Origin of the sequence: Flavobacterium sp. F52, from assembly GCF_000278705.1 — a bacterium.
Classification (GTDB): domain Bacteria; phylum Bacteroidota; class Bacteroidia; order Flavobacteriales; family Flavobacteriaceae; genus Flavobacterium; species Flavobacterium anhuiense.
In genome coordinates this window covers 291,926-313,640 of sequence record NZ_AKZQ01000023.1, presented here as the reverse complement: position 1 = coordinate 313,640, position 21,715 = coordinate 291,926, and the positions used below count along the sequence as shown (strand labels likewise).

20 protein-coding genes and 1 tRNA gene are annotated in these 21,715 nt (G+C 38.0%); 14 read left to right on the top strand and 7 right to left on the bottom strand.

What is annotated here, in order from left to right; genetic code table 11:
- Positions 1 to 57: 57 nt before the first annotated feature.
- Positions 58 to 918, top strand: a complete 861-nt coding sequence (locus FF52_RS08720) for a GIN domain-containing protein (RefSeq protein WP_035691169.1) — start codon at positions 58 to 60, stop codon at positions 916 to 918.
- A 108-nt stretch (positions 919 to 1,026) separates the two neighbouring features.
- Here FF52_RS08720 and trxB read toward each other — a convergent pair whose 3' ends face one another.
- The gene (trxB, locus tag FF52_RS08715) at positions 1,027 to 1,974 is read right to left on the bottom strand and encodes a thioredoxin-disulfide reductase (RefSeq protein WP_008464669.1); all 948 of its coding nucleotides are present in this window, start codon (positions 1,972 to 1,974) and stop codon (positions 1,027 to 1,029) included.
- 255 nt (positions 1,975 to 2,229) lie between these two features.
- Here trxB and FF52_RS08710 point away from each other — a divergent pair.
- The 13 genes from FF52_RS08710 to FF52_RS08650 all read left to right on the top strand — a co-directional run bounded on the left by FF52_RS08710 (position 2,230) and on the right by FF52_RS08650 (position 16,515).
- Positions 2,230 to 2,304 (top strand) — tRNA-Pro (locus FF52_RS08710).
- A gap of 301 nt (positions 2,305 to 2,605) precedes the next feature.
- Positions 2,606 to 3,871, top strand: a complete 1,266-nt coding sequence (locus FF52_RS08705; RefSeq protein ID WP_008464668.1) for a site-specific integrase — start codon at positions 2,606 to 2,608, stop codon at positions 3,869 to 3,871.
- A 265-nt stretch (positions 3,872 to 4,136) separates the two neighbouring features.
- Positions 4,137 to 4,898, top strand: coding sequence for an SDR family oxidoreductase (locus FF52_RS08700; protein WP_008464666.1), 762 nt, complete (start codon positions 4,137 to 4,139; stop codon positions 4,896 to 4,898).
- A gap of 26 nt (positions 4,899 to 4,924) precedes the next feature.
- Positions 4,925 to 6,352 (top strand): coniferyl aldehyde dehydrogenase, encoded by a 1,428-nt coding sequence (locus FF52_RS08695; RefSeq protein WP_008464664.1) that lies wholly within the window; start codon positions 4,925 to 4,927, stop codon positions 6,350 to 6,352.
- Positions 6,353 to 6,375: 23 nt separating this feature from the next.
- Complete coding sequence (locus FF52_RS08690; RefSeq protein ID WP_008464663.1) at positions 6,376 to 7,266, top strand: helix-turn-helix domain-containing protein; 891 nt, start codon at positions 6,376 to 6,378, stop codon at positions 7,264 to 7,266.
- Between the two features lie 206 nt (positions 7,267 to 7,472).
- Positions 7,473 to 8,090, top strand: coding sequence for a TetR/AcrR family transcriptional regulator (locus tag FF52_RS08685; RefSeq protein ID WP_035691166.1), 618 nt, complete (start codon positions 7,473 to 7,475; stop codon positions 8,088 to 8,090).
- A gap of 56 nt (positions 8,091 to 8,146) precedes the next feature.
- Positions 8,147 to 9,481 carry a TolC family protein gene (locus FF52_RS08680; protein WP_008464658.1) on the top strand — a complete coding sequence of 445 codons (1,335 nt, stop codon included), beginning with the start codon at positions 8,147 to 8,149 and terminating at the stop codon, positions 9,479 to 9,481.
- A 16-nt stretch (positions 9,482 to 9,497) separates the two neighbouring features.
- Positions 9,498 to 10,544: an efflux RND transporter periplasmic adaptor subunit gene (locus tag FF52_RS08675; RefSeq protein WP_035691231.1), complete on the top strand. Its 1,047-nt coding sequence runs from the start codon at positions 9,498 to 9,500 to the stop codon at positions 10,542 to 10,544.
- Positions 10,545 to 10,551: 7 nt separating this feature from the next.
- The gene (locus FF52_RS08670) at positions 10,552 to 13,611 is read left to right on the top strand and encodes an efflux RND transporter permease subunit (RefSeq protein ID WP_008464655.1); all 3,060 of its coding nucleotides are present in this window, start codon (positions 10,552 to 10,554) and stop codon (positions 13,609 to 13,611) included.
- Positions 13,612 to 13,632: 21 nt separating this feature from the next.
- On the top strand, positions 13,633 to 14,436 hold the full coding sequence (locus FF52_RS08665) for an SDR family oxidoreductase (protein WP_008464654.1): 804 nt from the start codon (positions 13,633 to 13,635) through the stop codon (positions 14,434 to 14,436).
- An 88-nt stretch (positions 14,437 to 14,524) separates the two neighbouring features.
- On the top strand, positions 14,525 to 15,421 hold the full coding sequence (locus FF52_RS08660) for a 3-hydroxyacyl-CoA dehydrogenase (protein ID WP_008464653.1): 897 nt from the start codon (positions 14,525 to 14,527) through the stop codon (positions 15,419 to 15,421).
- A 107-nt stretch (positions 15,422 to 15,528) separates the two neighbouring features.
- A complete protein-coding gene (locus tag FF52_RS23415; RefSeq protein WP_008464652.1) occupies positions 15,529 to 15,744 on the top strand; it encodes a DUF2798 domain-containing protein in 216 nt (71 codons plus the stop codon).
- A gap of 153 nt (positions 15,745 to 15,897) precedes the next feature.
- The gene (locus tag FF52_RS08650) at positions 15,898 to 16,515 is read left to right on the top strand and encodes a TetR/AcrR family transcriptional regulator (RefSeq protein WP_008464651.1); all 618 of its coding nucleotides are present in this window, start codon (positions 15,898 to 15,900) and stop codon (positions 16,513 to 16,515) included.
- Between the two features lie 524 nt (positions 16,516 to 17,039).
- Here the strand turns inward: FF52_RS08650 and FF52_RS08645 are convergent.
- The 6 genes from FF52_RS08645 to FF52_RS08620 form a co-directional block, all read right to left on the bottom strand.
- Positions 17,040 to 17,462 (bottom strand): organic hydroperoxide resistance protein, encoded by a 423-nt coding sequence (locus FF52_RS08645; protein WP_008464650.1) that lies wholly within the window; start codon positions 17,460 to 17,462, stop codon positions 17,040 to 17,042.
- A 1-nt stretch (position 17,463) separates the two neighbouring features.
- A complete protein-coding gene (locus tag FF52_RS08640; RefSeq protein WP_008464649.1) occupies positions 17,464 to 17,898 on the bottom strand; it encodes a MarR family winged helix-turn-helix transcriptional regulator in 435 nt (144 codons plus the stop codon).
- Between the two features lie 27 nt (positions 17,899 to 17,925).
- Entirely contained in the window at positions 17,926 to 18,558 is a 633-nt protein-coding gene (locus FF52_RS08635) for an NAD(P)H-dependent oxidoreductase (protein WP_008464648.1), read from the bottom strand.
- 306 nt (positions 18,559 to 18,864) lie between these two features.
- Complete coding sequence (locus FF52_RS08630) at positions 18,865 to 19,980, bottom strand: adenylate/guanylate cyclase domain-containing protein (protein ID WP_008464647.1); 1,116 nt, start codon at positions 19,978 to 19,980, stop codon at positions 18,865 to 18,867.
- A gap of 85 nt (positions 19,981 to 20,065) precedes the next feature.
- Positions 20,066 to 20,344 (bottom strand): hypothetical protein, encoded by a 279-nt coding sequence (locus FF52_RS08625; protein WP_035691159.1) that lies wholly within the window; start codon positions 20,342 to 20,344, stop codon positions 20,066 to 20,068.
- A gap of 4 nt (positions 20,345 to 20,348) precedes the next feature.
- Positions 20,349 to 21,695, bottom strand: coding sequence for a TolC family protein (locus tag FF52_RS08620; RefSeq protein ID WP_008464646.1), 1,347 nt, complete (start codon positions 21,693 to 21,695; stop codon positions 20,349 to 20,351).
- Positions 21,696 to 21,715: the final 20 nt, after the last annotated feature.

Genomic DNA, 21,715 nt, shown 5'->3' with positions numbered 1-21,715 from the left:
ATCATTCACCAAAAGTGGATGATTTTTTTATATTTGTCAAAATCAAATCTAGAATTAATGAAAAAAAGTACCGCCCTACTCCTATTATTACTTGTTACAACTCTGACTTTCGCTCAAAAAAGAGAAAAAATTAAAGGTTCTAAAATTGTAACTACCTCAATAAAAGAAGTTGGAAGTTTTGATGCCCTTGAAGTCGATGATAATATAGAAGTTTATTTAGAACAAGGAGAAAAAAACGAAATTAAAATTGAAGCCGATGATAACCTGCACGATATTATCGGAATGGATTTAAGAGAAAAAACACTTCGCTTATACACCAATAAAGAATCTACTATTTTCAAGAAACTATCTGTCAAGGTTACTTATACTAAATCATTGAATAAAGTAATCACAAAAAATGAGGCAATAGTTTATGCTATTCAAGAACTACAATTGGATGACATCACAATGAATTGTCTTGATTTTTCCAAATTGTATTTGAATGTGAATTCAAAAAAATTCACTTTAATCGCTGATGATAAATCCAGAACAGAATTAAACTTAAAAGCTGAAGACGGAAGTTTACAATTGAGCAAATATGCTGGAGTTAAAACATTGGTTTCTGCCATAAAATTCAAATGCGATTTGTATCAAAAAGCAACCGCTGCAATTGAAGGTATTGCAGAAAAAGCTACTATTCGATTAGACAACAATTCAGTTTTTACAGGAACAAAATTTACTTTGAAAGATGCAAATGTTACAGCTGAAGGTTCTGCCGTTGCTACCATTTTAGCAGAAAACACTGTCGCAATTGCAGCTGGAGACAAGTCTGAAATTTCATTATATGGCGATCCAAAAATAGACCTTACACGCTTTAGCGGAGAAGCTAAGCTGATAAAAAAACCAAGTGCAACAAAGCCAAAAGCAACTACATTGTAACTTTGAAAACTTTTTAGGGTTTAAGATATAAAATAAAAGTCCCAATCTTTATGATTGGGACTTTTATTTTATAGTCTGTAAACTGTGACTGAGACCGTAAACTAAAAATTACTCTTTTGAAGCCAAATATCTTTCAGCATCCAATGCAGCCATACATCCTGTACCTGCGGCAGTAATTGCCTGACGGTATACATGATCTGCAGCATCTCCCGCTACAAAAACACCTTCAACATTTGTTTTAGAAGTTCCTGGTGTATTTACTATATATCCTGTTTCGTCAAGAGTAATGTAATCTTTAAAAATATCTGTATTTGGTTTGTGACCAATTGCTACGAAGAAACCAGTTGCAGGAATTTCGATGGTTTCTCCAGTTGTTTTGTTTAAAGCTTTAATGGCATGAACTACATTGTTATCTCCTAAAACTTCAACAGTATCGTGATTCATTAAAATCTCGATGTTTTCAGTTTTACGAACACGCTCTTCCATAATTTTAGAAGCTCTGAATTTATCGCTTCTAACTAACATCGTTACTTTTTTACAAAGTTTAGATAAGTAATGTGCTTCTTCACAAGCAGAATCTCCTGCTCCAACAATAACAACATCTTGGTTTCTGTAGAAGAATCCGTCGCAAACAGCACAAGCAGAAACTCCTCCACCCATATTCAAATAGTGTTGTTCTGATGGCAATCCTAAATATTTAGCCGAAGCACCTGTAGAAATAATTACAGTTTCACAGTGCAATTCGATTGTGTCGTTAATCCAAACTTTATGAATATCTCCAGAAAAATCAACTTTTGTAGCCCAACCGTCACGAATATCTGCACCAAAGCGTTTTGCTTGTTCTTGTAGCTGAATCATCATTTCTGGTCCTGTAACCCCATCCACATAACCTGGAAAGTTTTCAACCTCATTAGTTGTAGTCAATTGACCGCCAGGTTGCATTCCTTGATATAGTACCGGATTCATATTAGCTCTGGCAGCATAAATTGCCGCAGTATAACCTGCAGGACCAGAACCTATAATAAGGCATTTAATTTTTTCGATTGTATTTGACATAGTAATAGTTTTTTTGAGTTGCAAATGTAAACTTTATTATAAAAAATATGGCCGAAAATAAATCTGAAATAGCTATGTCCAAATAAGTTTTATTTATTTTCATTTTTTCCTTTTGTAAACGAAATTTATTTATATCTTTGCATCCGCTTTCGGGCACTACAACAAAAATTACATCTTCGAGGTGTAGCGTAGCCCGGTTATCGTGTCCCGATTAAGATCGGGAAGACCACAGTAACGATCAATGAGCAAATGCTACGGGGTGTAGCGTAGCCCGGTTATCGCGCCTGCTTTGGGAGCAGGAGGCCGCAGGTTCGAATCCTGCCACCCCGACTTTTTAGACTTTCAAAGTCAGTCAAAACCCCTTAAATCCAATGATTTAAGGGGTTTTTCTTTGTTATTTCACTCCAAAATATTCAAGTTATATCAAATAAAATGGGACCTATTCGGCTACCCCTTTTCTTTTTTTACCTTGCAGGTCCCAAAAATCATTTCAATACCATAGTTTTCAGTCTGTTGTACTCAAATTTTAACATTTGATGCTTCTCAAAATACGCGCTTATCTGATTTAAAAATCAGTTGTATTGAGACCCATTTAATGTGCAAATCTTTTGAAACATTAAATTTTTGAGATATGAAAACAGCAGGAATTACATTCGGGATCCTCTTTTACCTAAAGATCCAAAAAACCACGATCCAAGGTTCGGCTCCTATCTGTGCCCGAGTAACAGTAAATGGAAAACGTACCGAGATTTCAGTCAAGCGTTCCGTTAAGGCAGCCGAATGGGATGAAAGAAAAGGCATGGCTAAGGGAAACCGCAAAGAAATTACCGAACTCAACATTTTTCTTAACCAGTTCAAGGCAAAAATCATAAATACCTATCAGCAGATGCTGCTCAATGATGATGCTATAGACGGCCCTGCTATACGCGACCGGGTAATGGGCACGGACAACACAACTCCAACTTTAATGGCATTGATGGAATATCATAATGAACAGCAGATGCATAAACTTGCTCCGGGAACCATGAAGAATTACCATACCACGCAGCGGTATGTAAAAACATTCCTGAGGGAGAAACTCTACAGAAATGATATTGCCCTTTCGCAGCTTAAGTACAAATTTATTCTGGATTTTGAACGCTATCTATTTAATTATGTTCCCAAGGATCACCAGAAGCCCCTTAATAACAATGGCATCATGAAGCATATCGAAAGGCTGCGAAAAATAATAAATATGGCTGTCAAGCTGGATTGGCTGGCTAAAGATCCCTTCGCTAGTTTCAAGAAGCATTTTGACAAAGTGGAACGGGAATCATTAAACAGCAAAGAGCTGTCAGCAGTAGAAAATAAAGAGTTTACTATTGAACGGCTAAGGCATGTTCGGGACATGTTCCTGTTCAGCTGCTATACAGGTCTTTCGTATATTGAACTCGCTGAACTGACCCCAGACAAAATTATTACAGGCATAGACGGCGGTCTTTGGATATCGACAAGCAGGGCAAAGACAGATACAACCGTTCGTGTACCGCTGCTTCCACAGGCAACAGATTTAATGGAAAAATACCGTGACGATCCAAGGGCGCTGAATAACGGTACCGTTTTTCCAGTAATTTCAAACCAGCGAATGAACGGCTACCTTAAAGAGATTGCTGATCTGTGCGGAATATCCAAAAAATTAACCTTTCACATTGCTAGACACACCTTCGCTACTACGGTTACCCTGAGCAATGGCGTACCAATTGAAAGCGTATCCAAAATGCTAGGACACACAAGCATTCGTACCACACAAATCTATGCTAAGGTTATTGAACACAAGCTAAGCGAAGATATGCGTAATCTTGAACAGCGGATATCGGCAAGTGCACCCTGTATATCCAAAGACTGCGAGGTCATTTGATTTGAAGTTTTTAGAAGTTTGTAAAATCGCAAGATTTATTGTTTATAGGTTATTCCACCCTTGCTATTGTCTGCTTAAAAGTCGATTTGAAAATTTCATCGCCAGCTTCCATGTTTTTTAGTGTTAGATATTCGTTATTTTGTGTTATAGCATAGGTCTCCTATCCATCTACCTTTGTATCATAAAGTTGCAGAGACAGCAGCACATGAAAATCAAGCTTAAAAGCAGCATTAATAGCTGTATCAATAATTTAAAAATATAAAAGATGGAATTAAAAGGAAAAACAATACTGATTACAGGCGGTACTGCTGGTATCGGATTGGAAGCGGCAAAACAATTCTTAGATAATGGTGCAAAGGTGATCATTACGGGAAGAGATCAGGAAAAATTGAATGCGGCCAAAAAATCACTTCCGCAACTTACGGCTATAAAGAGCGATGTAGCAAATGCCGATGACGCGCAGTTACTCTACAGCAAGGTTAAGGAACTCGGAGGAATTGATATTCTATACAATAATGCTGGTATAATGAGCGGCCCGCTCAATTTAGGGACTTCAAATCCAAAACATTACGAAGCCGCCACGAATGAGATGAACATCAATTACCTTGGCGTTATCCGCCTGAACAATATATTTATTGAAATGCTGAAGTCAAGAAAGGAAGGCGCCATTATCAATACTTCTTCGCTTTTAAGCTACGTGCCATTGAACCTGGCTCCTACCTATTCTGCTTCTAAAGCGGCAGTACGTTTTTACACCGTGTCCCTTAGAAACCACTTGGAACTGCAGCGCAGCAATGTTAAAGTTTTTGAGCTGCTTCCGCCGGTAGTGGCGACAACTATGACCGAAGGCGTTGGCCAAAAGGCAATTTCTCCTCAAGAATTGGTAAGCGCACTTATAGCTGGCATTAAAAATAACCGATATACCATTCGTGTCGGGCTCAGTAAGCTACTTTATATAGTTAGCCGACTGTCTCCTAAGTTAGCCTACAAATTGGTTAACCCGAAAGCAAACAATAAACAGCTTTGATAGTACCTAGTATTAACTCAATAAATATGGAAAATATGACAGCAACAATCATAAAGACAGAAGCAGAACAGCTTAACGATATACTTGCCCGTCAGCGAGAAGCCTTCATGAATGACGGTGCACCGACACTTGCGCAACGCAGGGCCGATCTAAGAAAATTTAAGGCAGCATTGATCAAACACAGACAACAGATTCAAGATGCCATTAGTGCTGATTTTGGACATCGCTCACCGCATGAAACAGCAATCGCAGAACTTGTGGGCGTAATTGAAGGCATCAGGTACCTGGATCGTAACCTTAGAAAATTTATGCGTCCCAGCCGCAGGCACGTAGCCTTGCACATGCGCCTGGGAAAAGCTCGTGTCGAGTACCAGCCTTTGGGTGTTGTGGGTATCATATCGCCATGGAATTATCCGATCAACCTTGCATTGATGCCGGTCGTTACGGCGATTGCCGCCGGTAACCGTGTGATGCTAAAACCTTCTAAAATAACACCTGCAACAAATGAAGTGATGACAAGGATGCTGGGAGATATTTTTCCAGCAGAGCAAGTCGCCGTAGTGGATAATGACGGCATTGCATTTTCTAAACTTGCTTTTGACCATCTGGTATTCACCGGCAGTACCAAAGTGGGCCGGGCAGTAATGAATGCTGCAAGTGAAAATCTTGTGCCTGTAACATTGGAGCTAGGCGGTAAATCACCAGTGATTGTAGGAAAAGGTTATCCATTGGAAAAGGCAGCGGCACGAATTGTGTTCGGAAAATTATTTAGTGCTGGGCAGACATGTATCGCACCAGATTATGCCTTGGTACATCAAAGTGATATTAGTGACTTTATCAAGTCGTATGACAACAGCGTTAGGGCTGCTTATCCTGACGGTCCGACCAGCTCTGATTATACCTCCATCATAAACGACCAGCAGTATGCAATGCTGCAGGGATTGCTCAACGATGCCCGGGCTCATGGAGCGCAGGTTATAGAGGTGGGTAACAAACCCCACGATGCGGCAATGCGCCCTCACACGCTCGCTCCGACAATTGTAATTGGCGTTACTGACGAAATGCGCATTGCACACGAGGAGATTTTTGGTCCAATACTGCCGATAATTCCGTATCTTTCCATAGAGGATTCGATCGCATATGTGAATAAGCGTCCGAGACCTCTGGCACTTTACTATTTTGGAGGTGAAGATGAGAACAGGAGGAAGGTACTCGACCATACAATCTCCGGTAATGTAACTATTAATGGAACATTTTCACACATCGCGCAGGACGATCTACCTTTTGGCGGTGTGGGAGACAGCGGAATGGGAGCTTACCACGGAGTAGAAGGATTTCGAACCCTGAGCCATGCAAAAGGCATATTTGAGCAGGGGCGCTGGAACGGCATGGACCTTTTACGTGCGCCCTTTGGAAGCATTGCCGACAAATTGATCAATTTCTTTCTTAGATAATTGGATTTTAAATACTAAACACAATGAAACATTTTAAGTCACTAAGCGAAATGGCACTCGCCAATAATATGGCTCCGCCCGAACATCCGATGCTGGCGCTCATTCCCATAACCAGTGATATTATGATTAATAATGCTGAATTTACAAGTGATTTTTATATGATAGGTTTAAAAAAAGTCAAAGCTGGATACATGCTCTATGGCCGAACAAGATTCGACCACCAGACAGGATCGATGATTTTTTTGAAACCCCGCCAGATTGTGGAAATGCGGAATCTCGAATTTGAAGACGACGGGTATATTTTATTTTTTCATGAAGATTTTTTGACAGCAAATGCACTTCACCGGGAGATCCAGCAGTATTCATTTTTTGAATACGAAACAAATGAAGCGCTTCATCTGGCACCAAAAGAGGAAAAAATTATCTGGAATATATTTTACACCATCGAACAGGAATACAATAACAATGAGGACGAATTCAGCAGGGAAATTATCCTGGCAGCCATCCATTCAATGCTGAAATACGCCGAAAGGTTTTACAAGAGGCAATTTATCAACCGCAAGCAGATGTCCGGGAAAACGGTAACCGAGTTTCATAAAATACTGCAGCAAAATATAAATGAAGGATTTCTTTTTGAGAATGGCCTGCCATCCGTTGCAGACCTGGCAGAGCGACTTAACGTTTCGCCCCGTTACCTTACCGACCTTTTAAAAGTGGAAACAGGCAAGACTGCCATAGCGCTCATACACATTGCCTTGATAAATGAAGCTAAAAACAGGCTTAGGAAAAAGGACAAAACGGTCTCTGAAATAGCATACGATCTAGGTTTTGATAACATGTCTTACTTTTCCCGTTTATTTAAAAAGGAAACAGGAATGCTGCCCTCATCTTATAAAAATCAATTTTTAAATTAAACCGCACATCAGAATCCTGCAGGGCAATTGAAAGTCAAGAGCGCCGCTTGCCGGAACTCAAGCATTTATTAGCTTGTGTATTATTGTATGCACCATGGTATCATTAAGCTAATAGAGCGCGCAAATAAAATATTTTTTACATTTTATTTGATTTTTTGAACAATGTTCAAAAAAAGTATATATATTTGCAACGTAAACTAATAAAAATGAGTATAGCTGATAGAAAAGTAAGAGAAAAAGAAGCACTAAAAGCACTTATACTAAAAGGAGCAAAAAAACTCTTTTTAGAAAAAGGGATTGAACAGACAACCATAAGAAATATAGCTGATGAAATTGATTATAGTGTCGGGACTGTTTATGTTTATTTCAAAGATAAAAATGCGATTTTACATGACTTACACTCCATTGGTTTTCAAGAATTAGGCGGGTATTTTAAGGAATTGTTTTCAATCGAAGATCCAATGGAAAGATTGAGAAAAATGGGCTTTATATATATCAAATTTGCTTTAGAAAATCAAGAAATGTACGATTTGATGTTTAATGTTAAAGCACCTATGGAGTTTTTGGAAAACTCGAATAATGACCATTGGGACGAAGGAGCAGTAACATTTGGTCACGTTAAGAAAACAATTGAGGACTGCATCGGTAAAGGACATTTTGCCGGGCACAATGTAGAACCCCTTTCGTTTATGGTTTGGAGTTTAGTACACGGTATGTGCTGCCTCCAAATTCGTCAGAGAATCACAGGCGTAAAATTTACTAATCCGGACACTATCCTTTTGGACGGCTACAGCGAGTACTTAAAAATGATAGAAAAACTTTAATTTTTTTTTGTCTTAAATTATGAACCATGTTCAACTAATAAACAATGTATAAAATAATGAAAAATGCCATAACAATAGCGCTACTCTGCTTTGCATCCTTAGGATATTCCCAAAGCAAACTTGAGAATTATATCCAGATTGGATTGGAAAGCAACGAAGTCATCAAACAGCACAATTTTGACATCAACAAGAGCGTATATGCCCTGAAAGAAGCCCGTTCGCTGTTCTACCCCACTGTTTCCTTAAATGCGAATTACACTAAGGCAGACGGCGGAAGAACCATAGACATTCCTATTGGCGATATGCTGAACCCGGTTTACAGCACCCTGAATCAGATTACAAATTCGAATTCTTTTCCTGCTCTGCAAAACCAATCCGTCTTGATAAATCCGGATAACTTCTATGATGCCAAAATTCACACCACGATGCCATTGCTGAATTTCGAAATTATCTATAACAAGAGGATCAAGAGCCAGCAGAGCTCATTGCAAAAAATTGAACTTGATATATACAAAAGAGAGCTGGTCAAGGAAATAAAAACAGCCTACTACAAATATCTTCAATCAATCGAGGGCGTTACTATTTATCAGGATGCTTTAAAATTAGTCAAGGAAAACCAGAGGGTCAACCAGTCTTTATTTAAAAACGACAAAATAAACCGTACCGCAGTCCTTCGAAGCGATAATGAGGTAATTCGTATTGAAGCAAATCTGGAAACAGCAAAGCAGACCAGTAACAATGCCAAGTCTTATTTTAATTTCCTGATCAACCAAAAGCTCGACAGCGAAATTGAAGTTGATTTAGACAAAGAAAGTGCGCCTAATGTACTGGTTAATGAGAATACCTCAAGCAGGGAAGAACTTTCAAAACTAACGCTGGCTAAAGATATAAACGACAATGCAGGCAGGCTTACTAAATCCTACTGGTATCCAAAGCTAAGCGGTTTTGCAGATTTTGGCTTTCAGGATTTTGATTTCGAGGTTAATAAACAATCCAGGTACTATTTTGCCGGTGCAGCTCTGGAATGGACTATTTTTTCAGGCAACAAAAACAAATACAGGCTAAAGCAGGTGGAAGAAGACAGCAAAAGGATCGCTTCACAGACAGATAATGTAAAACAGCAGCTGCTGCTTCAGTTTCAGGTAGCCCAAAACAACCTGAAATCAGCATTGGAGCAGTTCAACGCAGATAAAAATCAAAAAGAGTCGGCCAAAAAATACAATGACGATATAACCAAATTATATAAAGAGGGCCAGGCGATTTACATAGAACTTCTGGATGCCCAAAATCAATGGGTAAATGCCCAGCTCAATGCTAATATATCGCTTTATAATTCCTGGATTGCCTATGCAGAATTAGAAAGAGCCAATGCAACTTTTACTTTTAAATAAATCAAAACATAACACTATGAAATCAACAACAATAATAATCTGCCTTTTAAGCCTGCCGCTTTTTTTCTCTTGCAAAGAAGAAAAAAAGCAAAGTAATCTTTTTGAAACTGCTGATATTATTCCAATTAGAACAGCATCAGTTCAAACATTAGCACTCAAAAACAGCATAAGTGCATCGGGATTGGTAACCACAGAAAACCAGGCCAATTATGGTTTTAAAATCGGTGGCGTAGTGAGCCGAATTTATGTGGAAGAAGGTCAGTTTTTTAAAAAGGGCCAACTTTTAGCCACTTTAGACCAAACCGAAATCAATGCAGGTTTAAATCAAGCTGACTTAAATGTAAAAAAAATTGAACGTGATTACACACGAGCAAATAATCTGTACAAAGACAGTGTGTACACTTTGGAACAGCTTCAAAATACCAGAACAGGTTTGGACATTGCCAGAAAACAAAAAGAAGCCGTTGCTTTTAATTCCCGTTACGCCAAAATATATGCTACTGCTGATGGTTTTGTAACCCATAAAATAGCCAATGAAGGCGAAGTAGTTGGACCAGGATCTCCAATTTTGGCTATAAACGAAACATCAAAGAACAATAATTATCTTTTGAAAGTGGGATTGACAGATAAAGAATGGGCGTCAGTAAAAATAGGACAAAAAGCATTCGTTACACTGGACGGATTTCCTGATCAGAAATTTGAAGCCAGCATTTTTAGAAAATCACAAGCTGCTGATGCTGCGCTTGGGTCTTTTCAAATAGAACTCAAGCTGCACATGAAAAATCAAAAACCTGCTGTGGGCATGTTTGGGAAAGCAGAAATTCAAACCGAAAAGACCGAAGATGTTACCGTTATTCCCTATAACGCACTGATAGAAGCTGACGGCAACAAGGCTTTCGTTTTTGTAGTAAAAGATAACAAAGTGAAACGTCAGCCCATTACGATAAATAAGTTTGACAAAGACAAGGTGTATGTAAAAAATGGCCTCCAAAAAACCGACCAAATAGCAACTTCCAATAGTGCCTACTTAAACGAACAATCAACGATAAAGATCATTAAATAAGAACATTATGAAGTTTACAAACTTTGCCGTTAAGAATTATCAGTTTACACTGATTATCTTTCTTCTTGTTGCAGTCGTAGGGTCGATTACCTTATTCACAATGCCAAGAGCAGAAGACCCATCCACTGCACCGCCACAATATTTAATTACGGTTATCTATCCAGGAACCAGTCCAAAGGACATGGAGGAACAGGTTGTAAAACCTATAGAGAACAAAATTTATAGTCTGGAAAATATTGAAAAAATATTAACCACTGTAGAAGACGGTGTTGCCGCTTTTCAGGTAAAATTCAAATACGGAGTTGATGTTGATAATAAATATCAGGAAATCTCTACCGAAATGAATGCGCTTAAAAGCAGCGAACTGCCTAAAGACATTTACCAAATTAAAACTGAAAAAATATCATCTTCGGATGTTAACATCCTTCAGGTTGCCTTGGTTTCTGAAAATGCTTCAGATAAAAAATTACGTGATGAAGCAGACAAATTGAAAACAAAAATTGAAAAAATAACCAATCTTAAAGATGTAGAATATGCTGGAGTTCCGGAACAGGAAATCAGGGTTGATTTGAATTTAGAAAAACTGGCACAATTAAAAATCCCATTGAATATTGTAATGGGAAGTCTGCAAAGCGAAGCTGCCGATATTCCTGGAGGAAGCATTGATCTTGGCAGCAAAGTTTTCAACGTAAAAACAAGCGGCAAATTTAAGAATGCGGATGATGTTGCCAACACAGTAATTTACAATGCCAACGGAAAGATCATCTATATGAAAGATGTAGCCGAGGTAAGCTACAAATCTGAACTGGTACACCATATTACCAGAATCAATGGCCATCGATGCGTTTTGGTTACTGCCGGAATGAAGGACAATGTAAACATAAGTGATGTTCAGAAGGAATATTTGCCATTAATAGATGAGTTTTCAAAAGAATTGCCTTCAAATATAAAACTCATCAAAAACTTTGACCAAGCCGATATGGTTGCCAAGCGACTGGGCCATTTAGGATTTGATTTTGGACTAGCCATCATTTTAGTAATCTTCACCTTACTGCCCTTAGGGTCAAGAGCTTCTGTTATTGTTATGATTTCCATTCCATTGTCACTGGCGCTGGGATTAATTGCGATGAATGCATTAGGTTTTTCTTTAAACCAATTGAGTATTGTCGGATTGGTGGTCGCTTTGGGATTATTGGTTGATGATAGTATTGTGGTTGTCGAAAATATAGAGCGATGGCTGCGAGAAGGCCATACAAAAATGGAAGCCGTTTTAATGGGAACAAAACAAATAGGGCTCGCTGTTGTAGGATGTACGGCAACTCTGGTAATTGCCTTTTTACCACTGGTTTTTCTTCCCGACATAGCAGGTGAATTTATTAAAAGTTTACCTATAGCAGTTATCACGAGCGTCTTGGCTTCTATGATTGTTGCTTTGACATTGGTTCCATTTTTGGGAAGTCGATTTTTAAAAAAACACGAACACGAAGGAGGAAACATTTTTCTACAGTATTTGCAAAAATTCCTTACCAGATCGTACAAAAACATCATGCCTAAAGCATTGAAATTCCCAAAAACTACGATTGCCATTTCTATATTTTTAAGTCTTCTTGCCTTTGGACTTTTTTCTGTAGCCGGATTCAAGTTATTTCCTACTTCTGAGAAGCCGATGTTCCTAATCAACATCAAAATGCCGCTTCAAGCCAATATTTCAGAAAGTGACAGGGTGACAAAAATTTTAGAAGCCGAATTGAAAAACCATAAAGAAATTGTGTATTTCACTTCAAATGTAGGACATGGAAACCCACAGATTTACTATAACGTACATCCACAGGACAGAAAATCAGATTTTGCCCAGATTTTTGTTCAATTGGAAGAGGAAGCTACACCTACCGAAAAAACAGCTTTAATTGAAAAATTGCGTGAAAAGTTTAAAGCGATGCCTTATGCTAAAGTGGAAGTAAAAGATTTTGAACAAGGATCACCATTGGAAGCCAACATTGTGGTGCGATTATTTGGCGAAGACCAAGAAGTTTTACGCAAGTTATCTGCTCAGGTAGAAACTATTTTACGTAACCAGGAAGGCACGGTTTATGTCAATAACGAATTGAACACCTATAAAACGGATGTTAAAGTAAAAATCAATAAAGAAAAAGCACGCACCCTAGGTGTACTAACCAGCGAAATTGACAAAGTAATTCGACTTGCCATTGCTGGATTACCTGTTGGCGACTATATAGACGATCGCGGCGATGCCAGAAATGTAACCATTACTTTACCCAGAGATAAATTCTCTACTCTTGATGCACTGAAAAATTTGTATGTAAATAATGTCCAGGGAACCCCCATTGCATTAAATGAAATTGCAGCAATATCTTTTGAAACAGCACCTACGGCAATTAATCATTTTAACAAATCAGCATTTTCAAAAGTGACTGCTATGTCCCAAGAGGGGTATTATGCTAATGACCTGCTGGTGGATATTATACCACAATTGGATAAAATCAAAATGCCAAAAGGCTACTATTACAAACTATCCGGAGAAAAAGAATCAGAAGGTGATGCATTAGGAGGTAATTTCCTCTCGGTGATCATATTGAGCACTTTTTTATTCATAGCGGTTTTACTGCTTCAGTTTAAAACATTTAAAGGGATTATTATAGTAATGTCAATCATTCCGCTGGGTGTTTTAGGGGGTATAATATTCTTGATAGCTACAGGAAATCCGATGTCGTTGGTTGCTATTATTGGTTTTATTGGATTATCTGGAATTCAAGTCAAAAATTCCCTGCTTCTGGTCGATTTTACAAACCAATTGAGACTAGAAGGAAAGTCTATTGATGAGGCGATTGCCATTGCAGGAGAAACACGTTTCCTTCCGGTAGTGCTGACATCCATTACAGCCATTTGTGGCTTGATTCCTTTGGCTTTAAATTCCAATCCCCAAATATCCCCGTTGGCGATTGTATTAATTGGCGGATTGATCAGTTCGACCATTCTTTCAAGAATTGTAACACCGGTAATGTATAAACTGATACCGCCAAAACTGGAAGAGCTGGAAAACAACTAATAATAATTTAGAAAAATGAAAATGAAAAAAACAGTTTTAATAACTGGGGCTTCGACAGGTTTTGGATTCCAGCTGGCAACAAAACTTTTTGAAAATGGATTTAATGTAATCGGGACCAGCCGTAATCCTGAAAAATTCAAAGGCAGGGTCCCTTTTAAACTGCTGCGCCTGGATATCTCAGATGATGAATCGATTCATTCTTTTACCAAAGAACTGTACGATCAGGAGCAAAATATTGATGTGCTGGTCAACAACGCAGGATTCTTTGTTACGGGACTGGCGGAAGAAACACCGGCAAGAATAGGAATGAAGCAATTTGAAACTAATTTTTGGGGTACTGTAAAACTTACCAATGCCCTGCTTCCAAAGATGAGACATTTCAAACAAGGCAAAATCATTACCATAGGCTCATTTTTAGGATTAATAGGTCATCCCAATCTAAGCTACTATTCAGCTTCCAAACATGCTTTGGAAGGCTATTTTAAGTCACTGAGATTTGAAGTGAATCAATTTAATATCAAAGTCTGCATGATAGAACCAAGGTTCTATAAGACCAACTTCATAAATAATGCGACCGCTACGCAGGGCAATATTAAAGATTATGACGGTTTCAGACAGAAAATCCATTCGTTCTACAACAATGAGCTCAACAATGCGCCAGAACCAGCTGGCGTAGCCGATGCCATTATAAGGGTAATTAATTCAGAAAATCCCAAATTCAGCTATCCTGTCGGAAAAGGCACCTCGATGATCCTTACACTGCAGCAATTTTTTTATAATGCCTTTGAAAACGTCATCTTGAAGGGAGTAAGCAAAGCTGTTTGATATGGTTAATAATTTTAATGCACAAAGCAATTGTTTTTAAGATTCTAAAAACAATTGCTTTTAAAAATAGTAATAAAAATAGTAAAATATGGAAATTAAAAATGTCACAGTATTCGGATCCGGGGTGCTCGGTGCCCAGATCGCTTTTCAAACAGCTTTTCATGGTTATACAGTAACTTTGTTCGATATAAGGGAAGATCTGCTCGAAGATGCAAAGATAAAATTTGAACAGTTCAAACTCCTTTACCAGCAAGATATCAATGCCGATGCAGCGGATTTGGATGCTGCCGTATCAAGGATAAGTTTTACCACAGATTTGTCCTTATCGGTAAAAGATGCCGATCTTACCATCGAAGCGATTCCTGAAAGTATTGAAATAAAAAAAGATTTTTACAATAGGCTTGGGGCAGTGGCTCCCGCTAAAACAATCTTCTGCACCAATTCCTCTACACTGCTTCCGAGCCAGTTTGCCACCGAAACGGGACGCCCCGAAAGATTTTTAGCACTGCACTTCGCTAATTATTTATGGAAGAATAATGTGGCTGAAATTATGGGCCATGCAGGTACAGACCCTGAAATTTTTAAAGAGATAGTTCAGTTTGCCAAAACGATCGGCATGGTTACAGTACCAATTTACAAAGAGCAGCCCGGTTATGTAATGAACTCACTTTTAGTTCCCTGGCTGATGGCAGGTCTTGATTTATACAGGAATGGTGTCGCTGATGCCCAATCCATAGATAAAACATGGATGAAAACCATGGGAGCTGATCTGGGGCCGATGGCAATGGGCGATCTTGTCGGAATGAGTACCGCATACAACGTAACCCAATCCTATTATCAAGGAACCGGAGAAGAGGTTTGGAAGGAAAGAATGGATTTTTTGAAGGCAAACTTTATTGATAAAAATAAGTTTGGTATCTCAACGGGGGAAGGCTTCTATAAATATCCGAATCCTGCATATAAGAATGAAGATTTCTTAAAATAGGAAACGAAAATTATCCTGCAGCAGACGCGGCAGAATCAGGTTATTAAAAAATGAAAACAAAGGCTGTCTAAAATTTTGCAATAGGCAGTAGTGAAAAGTAACTTTATATGAAACAAAAAATAGCATTTGCCCTTTCAATGGGCAGCATAACAACTGGTATTATTTCCTTTATCTTAATTTTTTTAAATATTGGTTTCTCGGATAAATTCTTGAGGGTATGGCTGAAATCCTGGGGCATATCTTATCTCATTATTATCCCCGCCATCTTGATTATTGGTCCAATACTTCAAAAACGAATAGAAAAAATATTTGGTGACAAGTAACATTAAATTAAAAAACACAGAAATAATACCAGCTTGGTTAATCTTTATACTTACTTCATAAATCCAAATCGACGAATCTTGAACAGCCAGAAAATTTAAAAATTGGCATGTCATGATTACACGTTTGAAAATTTCATACTTGAATCTCAAAATATGAAGAAAATCCACATTGACAACACTACTGAAAACCGGATTAGAGAGGCGGCCCGTAAAATTTTTTACAAAAAGGGCTACGCCGCTTCGCGCACAAGGGATGTTGCGAAAGAAGCAGGCATAAGCCCTGCGATGCTGAATTACTATTTTAGAAGCAAGCAGCGGTTGTTCGAGGTTATTATGCTGGAGTCGCTTTCCCATTTTGTGACAGATATCGAGGGAATGCTTAATGATGAAAATACAGAATTTGAATATAAAGTGGAGCAGCTGGTCTTGCAGTATATTGACAGGTTCACTGCGGTACCAGAGCTGCCGCTATTTATTCTCAACGAAATAAGAAACAATCCTGCTGCATTGACGGGAAAGCTTCCAATTGCAGAAATGGTGAAAAATTCCGTTTTTCTGCGCCAGCTGAGCCAGAGAGCTGACCGGAGCCAGCTTGGAGTTAGAAACCCCTTGCAATTTGTAATGAACATCCTGGGGCTTATAGTATTTCCATTTATCGCACGGCCTGTTATTTCAGGAAGCACAGCTATTCAAAAAATGGAGTTCAACCTTATGATGCAGGAGCGCAAGACACTTATCCCGGTTTGGGTAAAAATGCTGTTGCAAAATTGAGAGACTGGCAAGCAGACGATATCTAAAGGAAAGCACAAGGAATACGGAAATACGTTTGGTGCCATATAGCCCCGAAATCCTTCGCTATTAATTTGTTTCATGCCAAATACTTACTTCTAAAGCCAAATACTGCCACTAAGCCTTTCTAAGGAAATCATCCTCTAAAGTCATTAGATTGAAGAGGGTGTTTTTTTCAAATTATTCAAGCCGATTCCAGTAACAAGTTAACTGTTTAAATATAAATCTACTGCACTCATCTTAAACGTCTCGATAATGCAGAATCTGATAAAAAAAATAACCGCCCAATTAGTACAGAATACTATTCTGTCAAAGTCTCAATAAAATGCCTTTTGTTACTCCTTTTCTACTATTGGCTTTTGGAAAATGACTTCACTTTCGAGATCAAAATAATTTTTAAATTACCGTTTGATATGCCCCATAACTATTTAATACAAAATCCTGATAAAATAACAAAATCTGCGTCTTTCGATGCAGATTTTGTATATAATTTAAAGGAATTAATCTTAGCTATTGGTCACCGATAGCTCAACTTCAATATTGGATCTTGTCGCGTTTGAATAAGGACAAATCTGATGCGCTTTTTCTGTTAACTCCTGAGCTTCTTCAATAGAAACTCCAGGAATATTCACATCCAGTTTTACTGCAAGACCAAAACCACTGTCTTCATTTTGCCCAATACTCACTTGTGCTGTAACAGAAGTTTCACCAGTTTCAATTTTAGATTTACTGATAATCAAATTCAATGCACTGTCAAAGCACGACGCATATCCTGCTGCGAAAAGCATTTCCGGATTGGTATAATTATCATTGGCTCCCCCTAAAGCTTTTGGCATTCTTACTTCAAGGTTCAAAACTCCGTTTTCACTTTTTACCTGTCCATTTCTTCCGCCTTTTGCGCTAACACTCGTTGTATATAATATTTTCATTTTATTTTTGAATTTTATTTAAAATTTTCTGAACAGTTTCTTTAAGTTCGAATAGATCTTCTGTTGTTAAATTTAGTTTTTCTTGCATTTTTGCCGGAATTTCACACGCTTTTTGCTGTAAATTTCTTCCTTGATCTGCTAGAAAAACTTCTACCACTCTTTCGTCTTCTTTTTTTCTTTTTCTGACAATAAACCCCTTGACTTCAAGTCTTTTAAGAAGTGGTGTTAAGGTTCCACTGTCGAGATAGAGTTTTTCGCCAATCTGATTGACCGTCAAGCAATCCTCCTCCCAGAGCACCATCATCACAAGATACTGTGAATATGTAATATCAAGTTCATCGAGAAATGGCCGGTACAAACCGATAATTTCCTTTGAGATAACGTAAAGAGGAAAACAAAGCTGGTTTCCCAATTGGAGCTGGTGGTGATTTTCCATAATCTAATGGCAAAAACTAAAGTAAAATTATTTTCTGATGATAAATTCCTCCATAGGAATTCTTACTTTTTTCATTTTAGAGAGCCAGTCGTTTTCAGTATCTCTGTAACCGAGATATAAAAGCGTAACACTTTTTAAACCTAAATAATTGAGATCCAAAATCTCATCAACCACTTCATTGCTAAAACCTTCAGCCGGAGTAGAATCAATCTTGAGTTCAGCTGCCTGAGCCATTGCCAGACCTAATGCAATATAAGTTTGTCTTGCTGTGTGCACAAAATGCTGTTCAGGAGTCTGGGCTCCGTAGATTTGCTTGATCTGATCAGTATAACTGCTAAAACGGCCTCTTGGTAATTCTCTTACATCAGTGTGATGATCATAAACTTTATCGATTTTCTCATTAGAATAACTATCCCATGCTGCAAAAACCAATACATGAGAACAATCTCTCATAACTTCCGGGTTTAATGCACCTTTTACCATCTTCTCTTTCAATTCTTGGTTTTCTACAACAATCACACGAAAAGGCTGTAAACCAGATGAAGTCGGGGCTAACCTTGCAGCTTCTAAAATTTTATCTAAATCCCCTTCTGATACTTTTTTTGCTGGGTCATATGCTTTTACGGCGTGTCTCCAGTTTAAATCTTCTATTAACGACATTTTTTATTATTTTATAGATTAAAAATCTGATCTTACAATTGTTTGAATAAAAACAACAATGCAAATATAAAAAAATAGTTTAATTGCGTACAATTTAATTTTGAACAATATATTTTAGGTGGATTCTCAACCATTTGTATTAAAATTCATAACAGCAAATTTATTTATAGTCTATTTTTTCTGAATGAAGCCTAAATGCTGTTTGTTGTATTCAAAATTGCTTTTATTGTTTTGCATATTCTACTTAACAAGGCAAAGAACAGGAGAAAGCAAACTGAAATATAAAAACGCTAAGGAGTTAAATACTTAGTTTAAGAAGAAAAAGTCTTGTTTGTGCAGACTATAAGCCCGGCCGATATTTGGAATTCCTTTTAACAGCAAACCGTCAATAATACGAAAATCATAACTTTCATAATGTTTTACTTTGAAAAAAAAGCTTTCTGAAATGATCATATCAGCGTTCCTTTCTTTACAGGTTTTCTGAAGCCGGGAACAAATATTTAACGTGTCACCAAAATAAGCAGCCTCCCTCTTTACATCACCTACAAGGGCAATCGATACCATTCCGCTGTTAATTGCCGCCCTGAATTTTGGCTGTACATTATAGAGCATCTTATAATGTTCATTGCGCTTCTCCAACAGCTGTGTATAGGTGAAATATAAGTCAATACAATCAGATGCTGTAAAACTTTTTTTTACTTTCCAAGTAATAACAGCCTCATCACCGACAAACTGATAAATAGACCCATCGTATTGCAGAACAACATCGGAAAGATCTGCAAAACAATCCTGCATCAGCCTGCTGAACCGATACGAACCTAATTGCTGCACCAAAGGGGTTGAATCAACCATATCCAAAAATAAAAATACCCGCTCTTCCTCAATCGGTGTCATGTAGGTTCCTTTAAAAAAGTCAGTAAAGTAATTTTTCCCCACACTGCGTTTAAGCAAAACGGCCACTGTTATAAAACTTTCAACAACTACCGCATACACCGCAATGGTTACTACCAGACTAAAATTAAAAGAACACAGATTTCCTTCATAGAAAAATAAGTAGAACACTGCCGATAAAAACAGTATAAGCACTATTACACTAATAAGCCTAAGTGCAAGGGTGTGTTCAAATTTGCTGTTTCTCATTCTCGGATAAACATACAAATGCATTAAACCCATTGGAATGCTGATTAATCCCGATAAAAGAAAAACAATTAAATAGATACGCTCGCTGCTAACCCAAGGCTTAAGACTGTAACTCTGGTAAATAAAACGCTCCGGAATATCATTAATTTTTATAAACACAAAAAGCAGTGCTGCAGCGATCCATAATACCGTTATAAGCAGCAGCTCTTTTAATTCAAAATTTCTTTTATTTTTTTTTCTTATCTGTTCTGAAACAATATTTTTCATCATACTTAATCCCATAAAAAATTATGATCAGTTCTATATTTAAGCATCTTTTGCATTAACCGCAAAAGATGCTGTACTTAGTATGCGTTCTCTCTTAAGGTTATGAATGAGGCTCCCCATAATTCCGATCGGATACAAGCTCCCGGCTTTGCTCTTCCAAATCATAATAACGAACATACTCCAAATTAAAATAATCAAGTATAGCTGTTATTTCGCAGGCATAAAGCATACTGTGCGAGATTCTTATCATTTTTAAATCCTCCAAAAATTCATAATGCAGGCGCGGACTTATTGCTTCAATATCTTCCCTGAGCCAGAACTCATCATATCTGTCTTTAAAATTTACTTTGAAAAAATAGGTATAAACGCTACTCTTCATGATGCTATCGACCAGTTACCTGCAAATATTTCGTCAATGCAATTTTATAATGGCTTTTGGCTTCGATAAGCTTATCCTGTGTCTCTGTCTTTAAAACCTGCGCTTCCAGCAGATCAGACAGCTGAAGCATACCATTATTATAGCTTTTATGGTTTACAGCTAAATTTTCCTCTGTCTGCAGAAGTGTTGCCTGAATCAAATGTATTTTTTCATTTAATTCCATTAGATCTGTCCAGGCCTTTTCCATTTGCAGCAGCAATAATCCCCTGCTGTCCTCTAATGAGTTTTTAGTTATCGATTCCCGTAGTTTAAGCTCCTTTAATTTATGCTTTGCACCCCACCAGTCAGAAACAGGAATATTTAAAGAAGCATAAGCCATTCCGTTACCGGCACCGCTTTGGTTGCTTTCAAACTGGTCCATATAATAAGCCGTTACCCCAACTCCAAGACTAGGCATATAGTCAGCTCTTTTCAGTTTTGTTTCCAGTTTTGACCCCTCAGCCGCTTTTTGAAAAAGCTGGTATTCTGCACGGCTTGTCAGTACCGTGTTATGATCAACAAAATAATTCTCTGGTTCCGAAAGATCGGCCGGACTGCTGCTCAGCATAATTTCAGGATTATAGTCGGCTCCGATGGTCTGGCACAGCCTCATAAGGACAAGTTTCCTTTCATTGGCAAGCTGTATTTTACTTACCTGAAGCTCCTGCTGTTTGATCGTTACCTTGAGAAGGTCATTCTTAATAATCATACCGCTTTTAAATGCGGCGTTGACCTGTCTGTAAAGGGTATCCAAGAACTGAATGTAACCTTCCAGGGTTTTTTGTTTTTCCTGTACAATTACAACCTGCCAGTACTGCTGCTCGGCTGCAAGAATGATTTCATCACCTGCTACATGCTGCTGTCTCTCTTTTACCTCTACATTCAGGCTTGCAAGATTATTGGCTGTTTTAATCTTTCCGCCGGCATAAACAGGCTGCAGGATATTTACATAACCTAATCCCACCTGATTGAAAAGCCCCATATTAACATCGGGCATGTAGGCAAATTGGGATGCTGCGGCTAAATTGGCCATATTACCATCGTATACCGGCAGGTTGCCGCCTTTCATTTTGATCTCTAAAAGAGGGTCCAAAGCCTGCATCCCAATAGCGGATGCGGTAACTTTAGGAAAATAATTGGTAAACATCTCCTGCTTGGATTCCTTTGCCGCTTCAAGCTCAAGTAAACTGTTCTTTACCTTACTGTTGTTTTTTAAAGCCATGCTTTTAACCTGCTCCACTGTAAGCTGTGTCTGGCCATATCCAGAATGCATCATTCCAAGTATCAGTACAAGTATTTGTAAGTTTTTCATTTTTCTTATCTGTTTTTTAA

What these genes read in the sequence shown, in the direction of transcription:
- FF52_RS08720 (WP_035691169.1), top strand. Translation starts at nt 58, where the DNA reads ATGAAAAAAAGTACCGCCCTACTCCTATTATTACTTGTTACAACTCTG.
- trxB (WP_008464669.1), bottom strand. Translation starts at nt 1,974, where the DNA reads ATGTCAAATACAATCGAAAAAATTAAATGCCTTATTATAGGTTCTGGT.
- FF52_RS08705 (WP_008464668.1), top strand. Translation starts at nt 2,606, where the DNA reads ATGAAAACAGCAGGAATTACATTCGGGATCCTCTTTTACCTAAAGATC.
- FF52_RS08700 (WP_008464666.1), top strand. Translation starts at nt 4,137, where the DNA reads ATGGAATTAAAAGGAAAAACAATACTGATTACAGGCGGTACTGCTGGT.
- FF52_RS08695 (WP_008464664.1), top strand. Translation starts at nt 4,925, where the DNA reads ATGGAAAATATGACAGCAACAATCATAAAGACAGAAGCAGAACAGCTT.
- FF52_RS08690 (WP_008464663.1), top strand. Translation starts at nt 6,376, where the DNA reads ATGAAACATTTTAAGTCACTAAGCGAAATGGCACTCGCCAATAATATG.
- FF52_RS08685 (WP_035691166.1), top strand. Translation starts at nt 7,473, where the DNA reads ATGAGTATAGCTGATAGAAAAGTAAGAGAAAAAGAAGCACTAAAAGCA.
- FF52_RS08680 (WP_008464658.1), top strand. Translation starts at nt 8,147, where the DNA reads ATGAAAAATGCCATAACAATAGCGCTACTCTGCTTTGCATCCTTAGGA.
- FF52_RS08675 (WP_035691231.1), top strand. Translation starts at nt 9,498, where the DNA reads ATGAAATCAACAACAATAATAATCTGCCTTTTAAGCCTGCCGCTTTTT.
- FF52_RS08670 (WP_008464655.1), top strand. Translation starts at nt 10,552, where the DNA reads ATGAAGTTTACAAACTTTGCCGTTAAGAATTATCAGTTTACACTGATT.
- FF52_RS08665 (WP_008464654.1), top strand. Translation starts at nt 13,633, where the DNA reads ATGAAAAAAACAGTTTTAATAACTGGGGCTTCGACAGGTTTTGGATTC.
- FF52_RS08660 (WP_008464653.1), top strand. Translation starts at nt 14,525, where the DNA reads ATGGAAATTAAAAATGTCACAGTATTCGGATCCGGGGTGCTCGGTGCC.
- FF52_RS23415 (WP_008464652.1), top strand. Translation starts at nt 15,529, where the DNA reads ATGAAACAAAAAATAGCATTTGCCCTTTCAATGGGCAGCATAACAACT.
- FF52_RS08650 (WP_008464651.1), top strand. Translation starts at nt 15,898, where the DNA reads ATGAAGAAAATCCACATTGACAACACTACTGAAAACCGGATTAGAGAG.
- FF52_RS08645 (WP_008464650.1), bottom strand. Translation starts at nt 17,462, where the DNA reads ATGAAAATATTATATACAACGAGTGTTAGCGCAAAAGGCGGAAGAAAT.
- FF52_RS08640 (WP_008464649.1), bottom strand. Translation starts at nt 17,898, where the DNA reads ATGGAAAATCACCACCAGCTCCAATTGGGAAACCAGCTTTGTTTTCCT.
- FF52_RS08635 (WP_008464648.1), bottom strand. Translation starts at nt 18,558, where the DNA reads ATGTCGTTAATAGAAGATTTAAACTGGAGACACGCCGTAAAAGCATAT.
- FF52_RS08630 (WP_008464647.1), bottom strand. Translation starts at nt 19,980, where the DNA reads ATGGGATTAAGTATGATGAAAAATATTGTTTCAGAACAGATAAGAAAA.
- FF52_RS08625 (WP_035691159.1), bottom strand. Translation starts at nt 20,344, where the DNA reads ATGAAGAGTAGCGTTTATACCTATTTTTTCAAAGTAAATTTTAAAGAC.
- FF52_RS08620 (WP_008464646.1), bottom strand. Translation starts at nt 21,695, where the DNA reads ATGAAAAACTTACAAATACTTGTACTGATACTTGGAATGATGCATTCT.